This window comes from Massilia sp. NBRC 108631 (genome assembly GCF_059704565.1).
This window is the reverse complement of record NZ_BAAKJE010000304.1, coordinates 16,638-30,854: the sequence shown is the minus strand read 5'-3', so window position 1 is coordinate 30,854 and position 14,217 is coordinate 16,638. Positions and strand designations below refer to the sequence as shown.

Annotated in this window: 15 protein-coding genes; 9 read left to right on the top strand and 6 right to left on the bottom strand. The window is 64.1% G+C overall.

All coding sequences use genetic code 11. The features are described from left to right. Positions 1 to 201 precede the first annotated feature (201 nt). Positions 202 to 1,521 (bottom strand): guanine deaminase, encoded by a 1,320-nt coding sequence (gene guaD / locus AC6H42_RS32960; RefSeq protein WP_497549928.1) that lies wholly within the window; start codon positions 1,519 to 1,521, stop codon positions 202 to 204. A gap of 185 nt (positions 1,522 to 1,706) precedes the next feature. Between guaD and purF the strand changes: the two genes are divergently transcribed. After that, complete coding sequence (gene purF, locus AC6H42_RS32955; RefSeq protein WP_497549927.1) at positions 1,707 to 3,122, top strand: amidophosphoribosyltransferase; 1,416 nt, start codon at positions 1,707 to 1,709, stop codon at positions 3,120 to 3,122. On the opposite strand, the gene uraH is transcribed toward purF, so the two are convergent. Then, on the bottom strand, positions 3,119 to 3,472 hold the full coding sequence (uraH, locus tag AC6H42_RS32950) for a hydroxyisourate hydrolase (protein ID WP_497549926.1): 354 nt from the start codon (positions 3,470 to 3,472) through the stop codon (positions 3,119 to 3,121). The two genes, purF and uraH, sit on opposite strands and share 4 nt — an antisense overlap. A 152-nt stretch (positions 3,473 to 3,624) precedes the next feature. Between uraH and AC6H42_RS32945 the strand changes: the two genes are divergently transcribed. Next, complete coding sequence (locus tag AC6H42_RS32945; protein WP_057155514.1) at positions 3,625 to 4,446, top strand: hypothetical protein; 822 nt, start codon at positions 3,625 to 3,627, stop codon at positions 4,444 to 4,446. 61 nt (positions 4,447 to 4,507) lie between these two features. On the opposite strand, the gene AC6H42_RS32940 is transcribed toward AC6H42_RS32945, so the two are convergent. Then, positions 4,508 to 4,786 carry a DUF6881 domain-containing protein gene (locus AC6H42_RS32940; protein WP_497549925.1) on the bottom strand — a complete coding sequence of 93 codons (279 nt, stop codon included), beginning with the start codon at positions 4,784 to 4,786 and terminating at the stop codon, positions 4,508 to 4,510. A gap of 145 nt (positions 4,787 to 4,931) precedes the next feature. Between AC6H42_RS32940 and AC6H42_RS32935 the strand changes: the two genes are divergently transcribed. From AC6H42_RS32935 to AC6H42_RS32920, 4 genes are read left to right on the top strand one after another with little or no spacing between them, the layout of a single operon-like run. After that, positions 4,932 to 5,537, top strand: a complete 606-nt coding sequence (locus tag AC6H42_RS32935; RefSeq protein WP_057155516.1) for a YdeI/OmpD-associated family protein — start codon at positions 4,932 to 4,934, stop codon at positions 5,535 to 5,537. Then, the gene (locus AC6H42_RS32930; RefSeq protein ID WP_497549924.1) at positions 5,531 to 6,121 is read left to right on the top strand and encodes a GNAT family N-acetyltransferase; all 591 of its coding nucleotides are present in this window, start codon (positions 5,531 to 5,533) and stop codon (positions 6,119 to 6,121) included. Before AC6H42_RS32935 ends, AC6H42_RS32930 begins: the two co-directional genes overlap by 7 nt. Positions 6,122 to 6,147: 26 nt before the next feature. After that, positions 6,148 to 6,411, top strand: a complete 264-nt coding sequence (locus AC6H42_RS32925) for a hypothetical protein (protein WP_057155518.1) — start codon at positions 6,148 to 6,150, stop codon at positions 6,409 to 6,411. 49 nt (positions 6,412 to 6,460) lie between these two features. Continuing rightward, positions 6,461 to 6,592, top strand: a complete 132-nt coding sequence (locus tag AC6H42_RS32920) for a hypothetical protein (protein ID WP_267877828.1) — start codon at positions 6,461 to 6,463, stop codon at positions 6,590 to 6,592. Positions 6,593 to 6,653: 61 nt separating this feature from the next. On the opposite strand, the gene AC6H42_RS32915 is transcribed toward AC6H42_RS32920, so the two are convergent. Beyond that, positions 6,654 to 7,256: a DUF6624 domain-containing protein gene (locus AC6H42_RS32915; RefSeq protein ID WP_497549923.1), complete on the bottom strand. Its 603-nt coding sequence runs from the start codon at positions 7,254 to 7,256 to the stop codon at positions 6,654 to 6,656. Between the two features lie 146 nt (positions 7,257 to 7,402). On the opposite strand from AC6H42_RS32915, the gene AC6H42_RS32910 reads away from it, so the two are divergent. Next, positions 7,403 to 7,900, top strand: coding sequence for a cyanophycin synthetase family protein (locus AC6H42_RS32910; protein ID WP_057155520.1), 498 nt, complete (start codon positions 7,403 to 7,405; stop codon positions 7,898 to 7,900). Between the two features lie 37 nt (positions 7,901 to 7,937). Here the strand turns inward: AC6H42_RS32910 and AC6H42_RS32905 are convergent, their stop codons facing one another. Continuing rightward, positions 7,938 to 9,572 carry an HAL/PAL/TAL family ammonia-lyase gene (locus tag AC6H42_RS32905; RefSeq protein ID WP_497549922.1) on the bottom strand — a complete coding sequence of 545 codons (1,635 nt, stop codon included), beginning with the start codon at positions 9,570 to 9,572 and terminating at the stop codon, positions 7,938 to 7,940. 23 nt (positions 9,573 to 9,595) lie between these two features. Further along, entirely contained in the window at positions 9,596 to 10,879 is a 1,284-nt protein-coding gene (locus tag AC6H42_RS32900) for a urate hydroxylase PuuD (RefSeq protein ID WP_497549921.1), read from the bottom strand. A 303-nt stretch (positions 10,880 to 11,182) separates the two neighbouring features. Between AC6H42_RS32900 and AC6H42_RS32895 the strand changes: the two genes are divergently transcribed. Both AC6H42_RS32895 and AC6H42_RS32890 read left to right on the top strand, forming a co-directional pair. Beyond that, complete coding sequence (locus AC6H42_RS32895) at positions 11,183 to 12,118, top strand: LysR family transcriptional regulator (RefSeq protein ID WP_057155523.1); 936 nt, start codon at positions 11,183 to 11,185, stop codon at positions 12,116 to 12,118. A 135-nt stretch (positions 12,119 to 12,253) separates the two neighbouring features. Then, positions 12,254 to 14,095, top strand: a complete 1,842-nt coding sequence (locus AC6H42_RS32890) for an allantoate amidohydrolase (RefSeq protein ID WP_082551825.1) — start codon at positions 12,254 to 12,256, stop codon at positions 14,093 to 14,095. The last annotated feature ends 122 nt before the right edge of the window (positions 14,096 to 14,217 follow it).

Sequence of the window (14,217 nt, the reverse complement as noted above, 5' to 3'; positions counted from 1 at the left end):
TTACGAGATGCAACAGCATGGAAAGAGCCGGCTCGCGCCGGCTTGGGTGGTTACTCGCCACGCTGGTTGACTTGCCTACCGTCGGCGCGGGCGAAAACAAAATGGGGTCAGGGTTAATATTGCAAAAATAATTAACCCTGACCCCATTTTGATGGACTGCAACTGATTCGACAAAGCCGGCGTTTGCCGGCTTTTTTTTCTTTACTCTCCGCGCTGGTGGACTTGCTTGCCGGCCGCGTAGGTGGCGCTGATGGCGCGGTCGTCGCCCAGCAGGGCCAGCGCGAACAGCAGCTCTTCCAGGCTGTTGGTGCGCGTGCTGCGGCGTTCGAGCAGCGGCGTGGCTTTCGGGTCGAGCACGATGAAGTCGGCCTCGGCGCCGGCCACGAAATTGCCTATCGTGCCTTCCAGCTGCATGCTGCGCGCGCCGCCCAGCGTGGCCAGGTAGAACATGCGCAGCGCGGGCATGTAGGTGCCGCCCATGCGCGCTACTTTGTAGGTCTCGTTCATCGTTTGCAGCATCGAGAACGAGGTGCCGCCACCGACGTCGGTCGCCAGCGACAGGGCTACCTTGGCCTTGTCGGCCCCGGCGAAGTCGAACAGGCCGCTGCCCAGGAACAGGTTGGACGTGGCGCACATCGACACGGCGGCGCCTGTGGCGGCCATGCGCGCGCGGTCTTCGTTGTCGAGCCAGATACAGTGCGCGTACATGGAGCGCGGACGCAGCATGCCGTACTTGTCGTACACGTCCAGGTAGCTGCGCGCTTTCGGGAACAGGGACTTCACCCACGCCACTTCGTCGGTGTTCTCGGCAACGTGGGTCTGCACGAAGGTGTCCGGGTAGGCTTGCGCCAGCTCGCCCGCCAGCTGCAACTGCGCCTCGGTGGAGGTGGGCGCGAAGCGCGGCGTGAGCGCGTACATGTTGCGGCCCTTGTTGTGCCAGCGCTTGATCAGCTCTTCGCTCTCGCGCGCGCCGCTCTCGGCGGTGTCCTGCAGGAAGTCGGGACAGTTCCGGTCCATCATCACCTTGCCGGCCGCCATGCGCAGGTTGCGCTGTTCGCTGGCGCCGAAGAACGCGTCCACCGATTCCGGATGCACGGTGCAGTAGACCATTGCGGTGGTGGTGCCGCAGCGCAGCAGCTCGTCGAGGAAGAAGTCGGCCACGCCGCGCGCATGCTCGGGGTCCTTGAACTGGCGCTCGGTCGGGAAGGTGTAGGTGTCCAGCCATGGCAGCAAGCCGGGCGCCGGCGAGGCGATCATGTCGGTCTGCGGGTAGTGGATGTGGGTGTCGATGAAGCCGGGCATGATGATCTTGCCGCGATAGTCGCGCACCAGCGTGCCGTCCGGGAGCGTGTTCTTGAGCTGCTCGTAGTCGCCTGCCACTTGTACGCGGCCGTCCTGGATCACCAGCAGGCCGTCTTCATGCCAGCGGTGGGCCTGGTCGCTGAACGCCGGGTCGGCGATAAAGTGCAGGATGCTGGCGCGAAAGGCCTTTACGCTTGTCTCATTTGGTATTTTGTTCATGATTGCTTGGGTAGTTGGATGTAGGGCGGCAGGGTTAGACGAACTCTGACCACATGCCATGAGAGGCTATCACCCGGTATGCGCGGTTTCATATCGCTGCGGTTATGGGCGCTATGCATGCGGCGCCCGCCTGCCCTGCGGCGTTGCGCGCTACTGTCTCGCTTGTAATTTCGAGGAGTCCGACCATGTGTGGCATCGTCGGCGTGGTTACGCACGCCCCTGCAAATCAAACCATTTACGATGCGCTGCTGTTGCTGCAGCATCGCGGCCAGCAGGCCGCAGGCATCGCTACCGACAACGACAGCGTGTTCGCCATGCACAAGGCGAACGGCCTGGTGACGGATGTTTTCCGCACCCGAAATATGCGCTCACTGCGCGGCAACGCGGGCATCGGCCATTGCAGTTGCGCTGCCTATGGCCCCTCGTGCGACGAGGAGGCACAGCCTTTCTATGTGAACGCGCCCTTCGGCATCACGCTGGCGCAAAACGGCTGGCTTAGCAACGGCGACGCCCTGCGCGCCGAACTGTCGGTGGCCGGCCGCCGCCATATGAACACCGCCTCCGATGCAGAAGTGCTGCTGAACGTACTGGCCCATGAATTGCACGCGGCCAGCCAGGGTGCGAGCTTCTCTGCGGACGCGCTGTTCGCAGCCGTCGCAGCGCTGCAGGCGCGCGTCCAGGGTTCGTATGCGGCGGTGGCGCAGATCGCGGGCCAGGGCTTGCTGGCGTTCCGCGACCCGCTCGGCGTGCGCCCCTTGTGCCTAGGGGCGCGCGGGTCTGGCGGGAGAACCGAGTATATGCTGGCCAGCGAGTCGGTAGCCTTGGACGGCATGGGTTTCCGCTTCCTGCGCGACGTGGCGCCGGGCGAGGCGGTCTTCATCGGCGCGGCCGGCACGCTGTCGGCACGCCAGCTGGTGGCCGGCTCGCAAGCGCCCGTCCCTGCCGCGCGCCCCAGCGCATTCGAATTTGTCAGCCTGGCGCGGCCGGACTCGGTGATCGACGGCGCCTCGGTCTATGCGGCGCGCCTGAAACTGGGCGAACTGCTGGCCGAACAGGTGCGCAGCGAACTCGATGCCTCCGCCATCGACGTCGTGATGCCGGTGGATGACATCTCGCGCCCCGCGGCCATCCAGCTGGCGCTCAAGCTGGCCATCGACTATCGCGAGGGTTTTATCCAGCACCGCTATCCCGGCCGCAGCTTCGAGCTGCCGGCCGGCCCGGCCCGGCGCGCGGTGAGCCAGCGGCTGAACGCCATTGGGGCCGAATTCAAGGGCAAGCGCATGCTGCTGGTGGAAGACGCCATCGTGGATGGCGCGAGCGGCCGGGAGGTGGTGCAGCTGGCGCGCAACGCCGGAGCAAGCTACGTGGCGCTGGCGTCAACCGCGCCGCCGGTGCTGCATCCAAAAGTGTATGGCGTTGACTGGCCGGCGCGGCGCAAGCCCGCAGCCATGGGCGGCACGCGCGAAGAAATGCGCCGCACGGTGACGGCGGACGCGCTGGTGTTCCAGACGCTGCCCGCGCTGAAGGCCGCCATCGCCAGTGCGTCTCCGGCCTTGCAGCTACTGGAGACGTCCTGTTTTGACGGCGAAGTCCTTCCTTAGCTGCCGCGGTACGTCGAGTAAGCCCAGGGCGACACCACGATAGGCACATGGTAATTCTGGCCCGCGTCCGCTATGCCGAATGCGATCACCACTTCATCGATGAAGCGCGGCGTCGGCACGGCCACGCCTTGCGCTGCGAAGTAGTCACCGGCGCCGAACACCAGTTCGTATTTGCCGATCTGGACTTCATCGCCGAACAGCAAAGGCTGCTCGCAGCGGCCGTCCTGGTTGGTGGTGTCTGCCTTTAACAACACTTTCTCGCCGCCGTCCACGCGGTACAGCCTTACCTGTACGCCTGCGCCAGGCTTGCCCTGCGTGATGTCCAAAACGTGTGTACTCAGCTTGCCCATAGTGTCTCGCTTTCTTTATAGGGTTGAAACAGGAACTCCTGTATGAAAATCATATACGGCACAGTACTGGCGGATATACGCGGCAACGGATAACAACCATGACACCGGCGGACATAATCGGGCCTCCAATACAATAAAGAGGGAGACGCAATATGAACGCATTTCGAGTAGGCGCCGCCGGCGCAGTGGCCGTTCTGGCTTTCGCCACGGGCATGCAGCAGGCCAGCGCGGCCGACTGGAGCGACACCTCCATCGGCTACCGCTACGGCACCAGGTTCGCCGAGCCGTACAACACCAAGGACCTGGAAAAGCACATCCTGAACGTGACGCACGCCAGCGGCTACAAGTACGGCAGCAACTACTTCAACGTGGACTTCCTGAACTCGGACGGCGACGACGCCAATGCGCAGGAAGCCTACGTGCTGTACCGCCACACGCTGGACCTGGGCAAAGTGACGGGCAAGGAATTCAAGTATGGCCCGGTACGCGGCCTGGGCTTCACTGCCGGTTTCGACTGGAACACCAAGAACGACCACAGCTATGACTCGAAAAAGCACATGGTAGTGGCCGGTCCTACGCTGATGCTGGACGTGCCGGGCTTCCTGAACGTGAGCCTGCTGGCGGTCTGGGAAAGCAACCATCCGCTGGGCGTGTCCAGCCGCTACAGCTACGACACGCATGCATTGCTGAACGCATCGTGGGGTATCCCGCTGGGCAAGTCGGGCTGGTCGTTCGAAGGCTACACCAACTGGATCGGCCACAAGGGCAAGAACGAATTCGGCGGCCCGACCGCGCCGGAAATCAACTTCGACGCGCAGATCATGTATGACCTGAGCGGCGCCGCCGGCATGAAGCCCAACACCCTGCGCGTGGGCCTGGAATACCAGTACTGGCGCAACAAGTTCGGCACGCCGCACAAGGTGCCAGGCGCCACTGCCAAGACCCCGATGGTCCGGGCCGAGTACCACTTCTAACTGCCACCCGGCCGCTACCGCCTTTGCCGCGGTAGCGGCCAGTATCCAGGCGCACCCGTATTTAGCCGCGCCCGTATTGCGCCCACAGGGACTCAAACTCCAGCCGGCTGAGTTCGACGCCGTCAAAGTCATCGCTGGCATTGATTTCGTCCAAAGACGGAACGGGAACGGTTCCCAGTACAACGCCCAGCGAGCTTGCCTCGCCCGAGGCGAAACCCACGCTGCCGTTTCTGAAGAACTCCAGCTTCCGCGTTTCATGCCCGTTGCCGTCGATTTCCGAAACCAGCCGGAGCGGGTCATCCATATCCGCGTGTAGCCACTGTACGTCAATGAAGCGCATCCGTATCCCTTTCAGACATTAGCCGGCCCGCTAGCATATCAGGTGCGCCGGCGGACCGCCGGAGCTGCCGCAGCCGCAAATGCACCTTGAGAAATCGGACTCGCGTGGTTATATTGCTCTTTACCGAAAGTCACCGAGAGTTGCCATGCCCACCCTGGATCCGCGCGTCGACGCCTATATCGCCAAGTCCGCCGAGTTCGCCAAGCCCATCCTGGCGCATTTGCGCGCCGTGGTGCATGCGGCTTGCCCCGACGTGGAGGAGACCATGAAGTGGAGCTTCCCGCATTTCCAGTACAACGGAATGTTGTGCAGCATGGCGTCGTTCAAGGCGCATTGCACGTTCGGCTTCTGGAAAGGCGAGTTGCTCGTTGAGGCGGGCGATGCGAAGACCAGGGAGGCCATGGGACAATTCGGCCGCCTCGCGTCGATCGGGGACCTGCCGCCGAAGAAGGCGCTGGAGTCCTATATCAAAAAGGCGATGAAGCTGAACGATGAAGGCGTGAAAGCACCCGCGCGCGCCAAGCCTGCCGCGCCGCGCGAACTGGTGGTACCGGACGACCTGGCCGAGGCGCTGTCCCGGCAGCCGCCTGCGCTGGACCATTTCAATGCGTTCAGCACCAGCAAGAGGCGTGACTATGTGGAATGGATGGAGGAAGCCAGGACCGAGGCGACACGCCAGCGCCGCCTGGAGCAGGCGGTAGAATGGATAGCGGAGGGCAAGTCCCGCAACTGGAAATATGAGAAATGCTGACTGATATTGAGCGCGCCATGTACGGCGCCGGCGTGGCCGAGGCGCTGGCCGATGATCCTTTCTACGTGTCGGTCTGCGTTGCGGGCGGCGTGCGACAGCTGCTGGCGCGCTACGTTGAGCTGGCGCTGATCGAGGGCGAGCAGGCTGGCCGTGTCGATCTGGCCGGTGCGGAAGGCAGCGGTGCCGCCATCTGGAGCGTTCTTGGCGACGCCGCGCGCAAAGCCGATGCCTACGCCGCGCGCGAACGCGAACTGGCCGTACTGCTGGGAGCACAGGGCTATGCCAATTTCCAGGCCATCGTCACCAATATGGAGGCCAACCTGGCGCCGCACGGCTTGTCGTCCGCCTGGTATCTGTCGATCGCAGGTGTCCGGCCCGATGCGCAAAGCGGCGGGCTCGGCACGCGCTTGCTCTCCCACGGACTGGCGGCAGCCGACCGTGCCGGCGCCGTCAGCTTCCTGGAAACGTTCAACGAACGCAGCCTGCCTTTCTATCGGCGCCAGGGCTACCAGGTGGCGGCGAAGTTCTTCGAGCCGGTCACCGGTGCCGATTACTGGCTGATGACGCGCCCGCCCGGTACCTGAAAGCGAAATCGCGCTACAATCTCCGTATGCGTACTATCCGTTTCCTCCTGCTCATGCTGTTCTTCGCGCTGCAGACCGCACTGGCCGGTGCTGAGCCGGTGCAGACCTGCTGCGACGAAGCCTGTCCTCCGGCGGTGTGCGCCACGATGGGCTGCATGCCGTCGGTGCAGCCGATGCTCGGCGGCGAATTAGCGCCATTGCCGTCGCCGGCGGTAATAACGGTGTTTCCCGAACCCGCTACGATCGACCTCCCCTTGCAGATGAAAGAAGTCTGGACGCCGCCCGACTGAATACGGACCGCTCCGCAAACTTCTTTTCAACTTTCTCAAGGAACCCACCATGAAATCCATCGCAATCAAGAGCGCTGCCGCCGCAGCCCTGCTGGCCACTTCCGCTGTCGCTTTCGCTGCCAATATGGACTGCTGCGCGAGCATCGAGTGCTGCCTGAAGATGCTGGCCTGCTGCCTGTAAGCCGCTAGCCGCATAAAGAACGGGCCGGTACTGCAAAGTGCCGGCCCGTTTTGCATTTCGCTCATTCAGGCGCAGGGCAATCGGCCGGGATGAGCCGCTTGCGGCCTTCCGCCTCATACTCTTCAATGCTTTGCATGCCCAGGGTCCGCCGGCGCCGGTTCACCTGGTCGATACTGTCGACCGGCAGCATGGTGAGCGTGCAACGGTCCGGCATGGTGAACTGCGTGCCGTATTCCTGCGGCCGGCCCTCGGCTGTGGCGATACGGTCAGCCAGATAGGCCAGATCGCGCGGTGCAGCGACGCCCTTCTTGACAGCCGACTCCAGCAAATTCCTTGCTGTGCGCTGCAATGCCCGGTCTTTGTCCGCATGCTGAGCAAGCAGCCACGCTAGATGGCTGGCCTGCTCGCCTGGCGGCCAGCCGCACGCCGCCAGGATTGCTTTTAGCTCTGCCGTGTTGGCGCCATCGATGCGGTGCCAGCGCTGGTCGAGGTCTTCCTGCTGTAGCGGCGTGCGGTTCGGGTCGGCGGACAGTTGCTGATGTTCGCGGCGTACGCGCTGGTCGGCGCTCGCCATGTCGCTCAGCCGGGTCTCGAGTGCGCTGCAGTCGATTGCTGCGTAGGCGCGGGCATGGAAGAGCAGCATGATGGCGAGGGCAAAGCGCATGGCAAGCGGAGGGAATTGAATGAAAGGTAATATTGCCACAAGCCGGCGTGTCAGTCTGGTCTTACATCGAGGCAGGGGGTGCGCCGATGTGGCTTGCATCTTGGCGTTTGCATAATGTGGCCTGCTTCAGTTACCAGGGTTTATGCATGAAAATCATCGATCAACGCTTTATCTCCAGCCAAAATCGCTATTCCAACCATCCTTGCCTGCTCAGCATCCTTGAGCTGGATGACGCTTCCGCGTCGCCGGCCGACGTGCGATCGACTGCGGCGAAGTTGAAACGCGTGCTGGGAAATCTGCCGCGCCTGGAGCGGCTGATCAATGTCATAGGGCCGGTGGATGCCGAGGCGGCGCCCACCGGACATTTTCAGTTGGCGCGGCTGATTCAGGCGGTCACGCTCGAGTTGCAGCGGCTCGCGGGCAGCGACGTGACGGTGGGCTTTGTCGGCGCATTGCCGCGCATGCCGGGGCGCTATCGCCTGGTGCTGCCGCACCGGATGGAGAGGATTGCTGCCGCTGCGGTCAATGCGGCGCTGGAGGTGGTGAATGCAGTGCGGGCGGGCCGGATCGTGGATCTGGCGGCGGTGCTGGCGCAGTTGCGCGCTGCGGGGGAACGGCGGGTTACAGCCAGGGCTGCGCCCTGACCTAACCCGCCCTGCGGCTGCTTGTCGCCAGCCGGACTTAGACGAACTCGCCGATCTTGCTGACCACCGCTTCGCGCACCGAACCGCTGGTGACGAAGGAGTGAGCGACCTGGATGTCGTTGTGGAACCAGCGGTCGCCGTCCAGGCAGGCCGGGATCTGCTTGCGGATCTCGTCATACGCGGCCTGCGTGCCTTCGCCCAGCTGGAAGCCCGGCAACAGGTCTTCGGTCATGGTCAGCGCCTGCGCGGCCAGCAGCATCTCTACACCAATAATGTACTGGGTGTTCTGCACCACCGTCGCGGCCTTGCGGGCGCACCAGGTCGAGTTCGAGATGTGGTCTTCACTGTTGCCCTTGGACGGAATGCTGTCCACGCTGCCCGGCATGCTCAGGGTGCGGTTTTCCATCACCAGTGAGCTCAGCGAGCATTGCACCACCGGGTAGCCGGTGTTCACGCCGCGGATGCCGCTCATCAGGTTGCGCGGCAGGCCCCACGACAAGGTCGGGTCGATCAGGCGCGCCACACGGCGCTCGCAGATGCTGCCCAGGTCCGTGATGGCCATGGCCAGCAAGTCCATCGCCTGCGCCAGGTACTGGCCGTGGAAGTTACCGCCCGAGATGATCTCGAAACCGCCGCCGTCCTTGCCGAAGATCAGCGGGTTGTCGGTGGCCGAGTTGATCTCGTTCTTGACGATGGTGTCGATGTAGTCCAGCGCGTCGAACACGGGACCGTACACCTGCGGCGTGCAGCGCAGCGAGTACACGTCCTGGATGCGGGCCGTGTACGGGATGTCGGTGCGGCGCAGCTCGTCCGGGAACTGCACGGCGCGCGCTTCGTGCGTGGTGCGGGTGGAACCCTTGAGCAGCTTGCGCACCACCTTGGCGGTCTTGATCTGGCCCGGGTGCGGGCGCGCCTGCTGGATGCGCGGGTCGAACGCGGCCATCTCGGCGCGCATCGCTTCCAGCGTCAGGCCCAGCGACAGGCAGGCGTCGGTCAGCAGGTTGCGCGCGTCGTCGGTGGCCAGTACGGCCACCGCCAGCGAGGCGGTGCAGCCGTTGATCAGCGCCGAGGCGTCCTTGGCTTTCAGGTCGAATTTCACCGGGCCGATTTCGGACTTGGTGATGGCTTCCGGCGCCGACATGCGCTTGCCGTCGTACATCACTTCGGCTTCGTCAAAGCCGGCGATGGCCGCTGCCAGGTAGGCCAGCGGGGCCAGGTCGCCGGACGCGCCGACGGAACCCTTCTGCGGCATGACCGGATGGATGCCGGCGTTGATGAAGGCCAGCAGGCGATCCACCACTTCCACGCGTGGCGCCGAATAGTTGGACGCGAACGCGTTCGCGCGCAGCAGCATGGTGGCGCGGCTCACTTCTTCCGAGAACGGCTCGCCGATGCCGCCGCTGTGGGCCATGATCAGCTGAGTCTGGAACAGTTCGATGTGCTCGACCTTGATGCGGGTGTCCTTCAGCAGCCCGACGCCGGTGTTAAAGCTGTACATCATCGGCGCTTCGTCGTGCATCCAGGTCGATTCGATGTAGTCGCGGCTTTCCTTCAGCGCCGCGCGCGAAGACGCGGCCAATTCCACTTTGGCGTGCGGCGCGCGCGCCACGGCGATCACCTGCTCCGCAGTCAGGTTGAAGCCATCAATGATGACGGTAGTTTCGGTAGTCATAGTCATTCCTTCTTGTGTGCGGGTCAGTTCGCGCCGGACTCGAACCAGGCGCCAATCAGCTGGCGTTCGGCGTCGGTCATCTGCGTCATGTTCGCCAGCGGCATGTCCTTGTTCTGCACGGCACGCTGGTAGATCTTGGCGGCGTGCTGCTTGGTCTGCTCGGGCGTGTCGAGCATCACGCCGCCCGGAGGCGAAGCGAAGCCGGCTTGCGTGGGCTGGGCCGAGTGGCACGATGCGCAGCGGGCGATCATCACTTGCTGCACGGTGTTGATGTCGTGGCCGGAGCGGGCGACGTCGGCGGCGCTCGGTGCTGCCCCCTCGGCGCCATGGCCGTGGCCATCGGCGGCAGTGGCGGCAGCCGGCTGCGCCGCGATCGTCTTGCGCGGCGCCGGAGCGATGGCGATCGCCACGGCCACCAGCAGGATCACGCCGGCAACCGGATAGCCCAGCGAGACGCGGCCGGCATGGCGCAGGTTGAAGAAGTGGCGGATCAGCACGCCGGCAGCCATGATGGCGCCCAGGATCAGCCAGCTGTAGGCGTGGCTGTAGGTCATCGCGTAGTGGTTGCTGATCATGATCAGCAGCACAGGCAGCGTGAAGTAGTTGTTGTGCACCGAACGCACCTTGGCGCGCTTGCCGTAGATCGGGTCGGGCGACTGGCCCTTCTCCATCGCTTCCACCAACTTGCGCTGGCCGGGGATGATCACGAACAGCACGTTACCCACCATCATGGTGCCAATCATGGCGCCAATGTGAATGTAGGCAGCGCGGCCGCTCAGGGTGTGCGTCAACACATAGGCCGCAGCGACGATCAGCACGAACAGCACACTACCCAGCACGGCAGGCTTTTCGCCCAGCGGCGACTTGCACAGCAGGTCGTAGACGATCCAGCCGCCTGCCAATGTGCCCAGGCCCACGGCCACAGCTTGCATGGACGACAGGTCGGCCACGTTTTTATCGATCATCATCGCCGAGGCGTTGAAGTAGTAGACGATGAACAGCATCGCAAAGCCGCTCAGCCAGGTCGCATACGCTTCCCATTTGAACCAGTGCAGGTCGGACGGCAGTTCTGCCGGGGCCACCAGGTATTTTTGCGGGTTGTAGAAGCCGCCGCCATGCACGGCCCACAGTTCACCCGAGACGCCGGCCTTGGCCAGCGGGCTGCCCGGCTTGGGCGGCCGGATCGAGTTGTCCAGCCAGACGAAGTAAAACGAAGCGCCGATCCACGCTATGCCGGTGATCAAATGCAGCCAGCGTACCAGCAGATTGAGCCACTCCACCCCATACGATCCGAATAAAGCTTCCATGAATTTTCCAATTAGTCTGTTCATCTGCCTCTGGCGGGCACTTCAGATGAGCGAGGTTGTCACCTCCGGAACGATCGTTATCCTGCCGCCGCTACGATCGTGATGGCCTGTGGCCATCAACCTGCCCCCGGCCATGGAAAGTGTCTCCTCTCTTGCCGGGATGGTGGAACGATAGCGGTCTTGGCGGCGCGAGTCCTGCGCTTGCACATATAACTTGCATACGTTTCCCGTTATAGCTGTTACAGGCCCGGATATGCGACTCTGTTATGCATAAGTTTAAATATCCAACCTTGGGAGACCGATATGTCACGCTTGCCAGAACACCTGGACATCCACCTGATCCGCATTCTCTACCTGCTGCTGTGCGAGAAAAACGTCTCGCGCGTGGCGCTGAAACTGAACCAGCCGCAGCCCTCCATCTCCGCCTCGCTGCGCAAGCTGCGCGAACTGACGGGCGATCCGCTACTGGTGCGCGGCGGGCGCGGCATGGTGCCGACGCAGCACGGCGAGAGCCTGCTCAAGCCGGCCAAGCGCATCCTCGACGAGACCGAAAGCCTGTTCAGCCCGAAGACGGCCTTCGTGCCGCAGGAGGAGGCGCGCACCTTCCACATCGCCGCGCCGGACTACATGAACACCCAGTTCTTCACCGAGGTGATCGCCCGCGTGCGGCGCGAGTCGCCCAAGAGCCGCCTGGTGATCCACGCGCTGGGACCGGACGCCGACTACGTGCGCCTGCTGTCGGACGGCGAACTGGACCTGGTGGTGGCAAACTGGGACGAACCGCCGCACCACCTGCACATCTCCAAGCTGTTCGACGACCCCATCGTGTGCCTGATGCGCGCCAACAGCGCCTACGCGCGCCGCACGCCGAAGGACGGCATGACCATCGAGGACTATCTGACCCTGCCGCACGCGGCGCCGGCGCTGATCCTGCCCGGCTACCACGGCAACATCGACGCCTTCCTGGAGCAGCAGAACATGGAGCGCAACATCGTGGTGGAGTCGGCGCACTTCCGCATGCTGCCCTACATCGTGGCGCAGACCGACCTGGTGCTGACGGCGGGGCAGCAGTTCGCCAGCTTCTACGAGAACACGCTGGGGCTGAAGTCGTACAAGGTGCCGGTGAAGTTTCCTCCGCTGCGCTTCTACCAGCTGTGGCACGAACGCGCACACCACGCCACCGAGCACAAATGGCTGCGCGCGCAAGTCAGCACGGCCGCGCGCCTGCTGGTGAAGTAGTTTATAGCCGGTGCGCACAGTCGTTATCGGCACCGCGATATAAGTCCCGGCATCCGGGCATCTATTATCAAATCGCCACCTCCCAGATCACCCAACATGGAGCGGGCCGCCATAGAACGGCGGCCCGAATGCACGATGACGACTCTGAAGCAACTGAACACCTGCGACGTGCTGGATTTCAGCGCCACGCTGCACGGACTGTATGAACATTCGCCGTGGATACCGCAGCGCGCCGCCGCGCAGCGCCCTTTCCGCACCGTGGACGCATTGAAGCTGGCCTTGCAGAAGGTGGTGGCAGACGCCACGCGCGACGAGCAGCTGGGCCTGATCCGCGCCCACCCGGAGCTGGCAGGCAAGGCGGCGGTGGCGGGCGAGCTGACGCCCGAGTCCACCGGCGAGCAGGCCAAGGCCGGCCTGCACCTGTGCAGCGAAGAAGAGTTCGCGGCGCTGCAGGAGCTGAACGCCGCCTACAACACCAAGTTCAGCTTCCCCTTCATCATCGCGGTGAAGGGCGCCGACGGCCAGGGGCTGACGCGCCAGGCCATCATCGCCGCGTTCCGCCGCCGCCTGCGCAACCAGGTGGAAGACGAGACGCGCGAAGCGCTGCGCCAGATCAACCGCATCGCCGAGATGCGCCTGAACGCGCTGCTGCAGCATGAACCGGCCATGGGCCAGTCCATCATGGCCTGGGCCGAGCAGATCGGCGCACTGAGCGAGGACGCGCAAGGCCTGACCTGCACCTACATGACGCAGACCCACCGCAGCACGGCGGTGCAGATCGCGCAGTGGATGCGCGAAGCGGGCATGCACGCGCACATCGACGCGGTGGGCAACGTGGTGGGACGCTACCTGTCGACCGACCCGCAGGCGCGCACACTGCTCACCGGCTCGCACTACGACACGGTGCGCAACGGCGGCAAGTACGACGGCCGCCAGGGCATCCTGACCGCCATCGCCGTGGTCAAGCAGCTGCACGAACGCGGCGAGACGCTGCCCTTCCACTTCGAGGTGATCGCCTTCTCGGAGGAGGAAGGGGTGCGCTTCAAGAGCACCTTCCTGGGCAGCAGCGCCGTCATCGGCCAGTTCGACCCCGCCCTGCTGAACCTGCGCGACCGCGACGGCATCCTGCTGCGCGACGTGCTGGCCGAGGCGGGACAGGACGTCAACACCATCGCCGCCATCGCGCGCGACCCGGCCGACCTGCTGGGTTATGTGGAAGTGCATATCGAACAGGGCCCGGTGCTGCTCGACCGCGGCCTGCCGGTGGGCGTGGTGACCTCGATCGCCGGCAGCAGCCGCTTCCTGGTCGAGATGAAGGGCGTGGCCAGCCACGCCGGCACCACCCCGATGGGCATGCGCAAGGACGCCGCCGCCGCCGCCGCAGAGATCGTGCTGTACGTGGAGGACCGCTGCGGCGCGCACCAGCCGGGCGCGCTGGAATCGGCCCTGGTGGGCACCGTCGGCCAGCTGCAGGTGCCGGGCGGATCGACCAACGTGATCCCCGGCGCGTGCAGCTTTTCGCTCGACATCCGCGCCGCCAACGACGCCGCGCGCGACGCGGCGGTGGCCGACATCCTGGCGCGCATCGAGAAAGTGTGTCAACGGCGCCACATTGATGTCAAAGTTGAAGCAACCGTTTCAGCCAGTTCAGCGCCTTGCGCGCCCTGGCTCATGCAGCAGATTGCGGCCGCCACCGAACGGGCCGGCGTCCCCGCATTCCAGCTCGCGTCCGGCGCAGGCCACGACGCCATGCTGATGGCCCGCATTACCGATGTGGCCATGCTGTTCACCCGCTGCGGCAATGGCGGCATCTCCCACAACCCGCTGGAGACGATGACTGCCGACGACGCCGACGTGGCCGCCCGCATCCTGCTCGACTTCCTGCGCCATTTCAAGGCCAGGCCGAAGGCGGCAGCACGCAGCAATGCGGACTATACCGAAAAACAGATAACCAATATTCCGCAGCAAATAAGCTGACAAGGAGCGTATAGACGACGATACAAGAAAGCAGCGCAAAAACCAAAGCGCGGGACGTCATATTTTTCCACTCGCAAGAAGTGGAATTTCGGACGTATAAAAACTAAACACGAGACAAACAT

Excerpts from the sequence above, each read along its gene's own strand:
- guaD (WP_497549928.1), bottom strand. The coding sequence starts at position 1,521 with ATGAACAAAATACCAAATGAGACAAGCGTAAAGGCCTTTCGCGCCAGC.
- purF (WP_497549927.1), top strand. The coding sequence starts at position 1,707 with ATGTGTGGCATCGTCGGCGTGGTTACGCACGCCCCTGCAAATCAAACC.
- uraH (WP_497549926.1), bottom strand. The coding sequence starts at position 3,472 with ATGGGCAAGCTGAGTACACACGTTTTGGACATCACGCAGGGCAAGCCT.
- AC6H42_RS32945 (WP_057155514.1), top strand. The coding sequence starts at position 3,625 with ATGAACGCATTTCGAGTAGGCGCCGCCGGCGCAGTGGCCGTTCTGGCT.
- AC6H42_RS32940 (WP_497549925.1), bottom strand. The coding sequence starts at position 4,786 with ATGCGCTTCATTGACGTACAGTGGCTACACGCGGATATGGATGACCCG.
- AC6H42_RS32935 (WP_057155516.1), top strand. The coding sequence starts at position 4,932 with ATGCCCACCCTGGATCCGCGCGTCGACGCCTATATCGCCAAGTCCGCC.
- AC6H42_RS32930 (WP_497549924.1), top strand. The coding sequence starts at position 5,531 with ATGCTGACTGATATTGAGCGCGCCATGTACGGCGCCGGCGTGGCCGAG.
- AC6H42_RS32925 (WP_057155518.1), top strand. The coding sequence starts at position 6,148 with ATGCGTACTATCCGTTTCCTCCTGCTCATGCTGTTCTTCGCGCTGCAG.
- AC6H42_RS32920 (WP_267877828.1), top strand. The coding sequence starts at position 6,461 with ATGAAATCCATCGCAATCAAGAGCGCTGCCGCCGCAGCCCTGCTGGCC.
- AC6H42_RS32915 (WP_497549923.1), bottom strand. The coding sequence starts at position 7,256 with ATGCGCTTTGCCCTCGCCATCATGCTGCTCTTCCATGCCCGCGCCTAC.
- AC6H42_RS32910 (WP_057155520.1), top strand. The coding sequence starts at position 7,403 with ATGAAAATCATCGATCAACGCTTTATCTCCAGCCAAAATCGCTATTCC.
- AC6H42_RS32905 (WP_497549922.1), bottom strand. The coding sequence starts at position 9,572 with ATGACTACCGAAACTACCGTCATCATTGATGGCTTCAACCTGACTGCG.
- AC6H42_RS32900 (WP_497549921.1), bottom strand. The coding sequence starts at position 10,879 with ATGGAAGCTTTATTCGGATCGTATGGGGTGGAGTGGCTCAATCTGCTG.
- AC6H42_RS32895 (WP_057155523.1), top strand. The coding sequence starts at position 11,183 with ATGTCACGCTTGCCAGAACACCTGGACATCCACCTGATCCGCATTCTC.
- AC6H42_RS32890 (WP_082551825.1), top strand. The coding sequence starts at position 12,254 with ATGACGACTCTGAAGCAACTGAACACCTGCGACGTGCTGGATTTCAGC.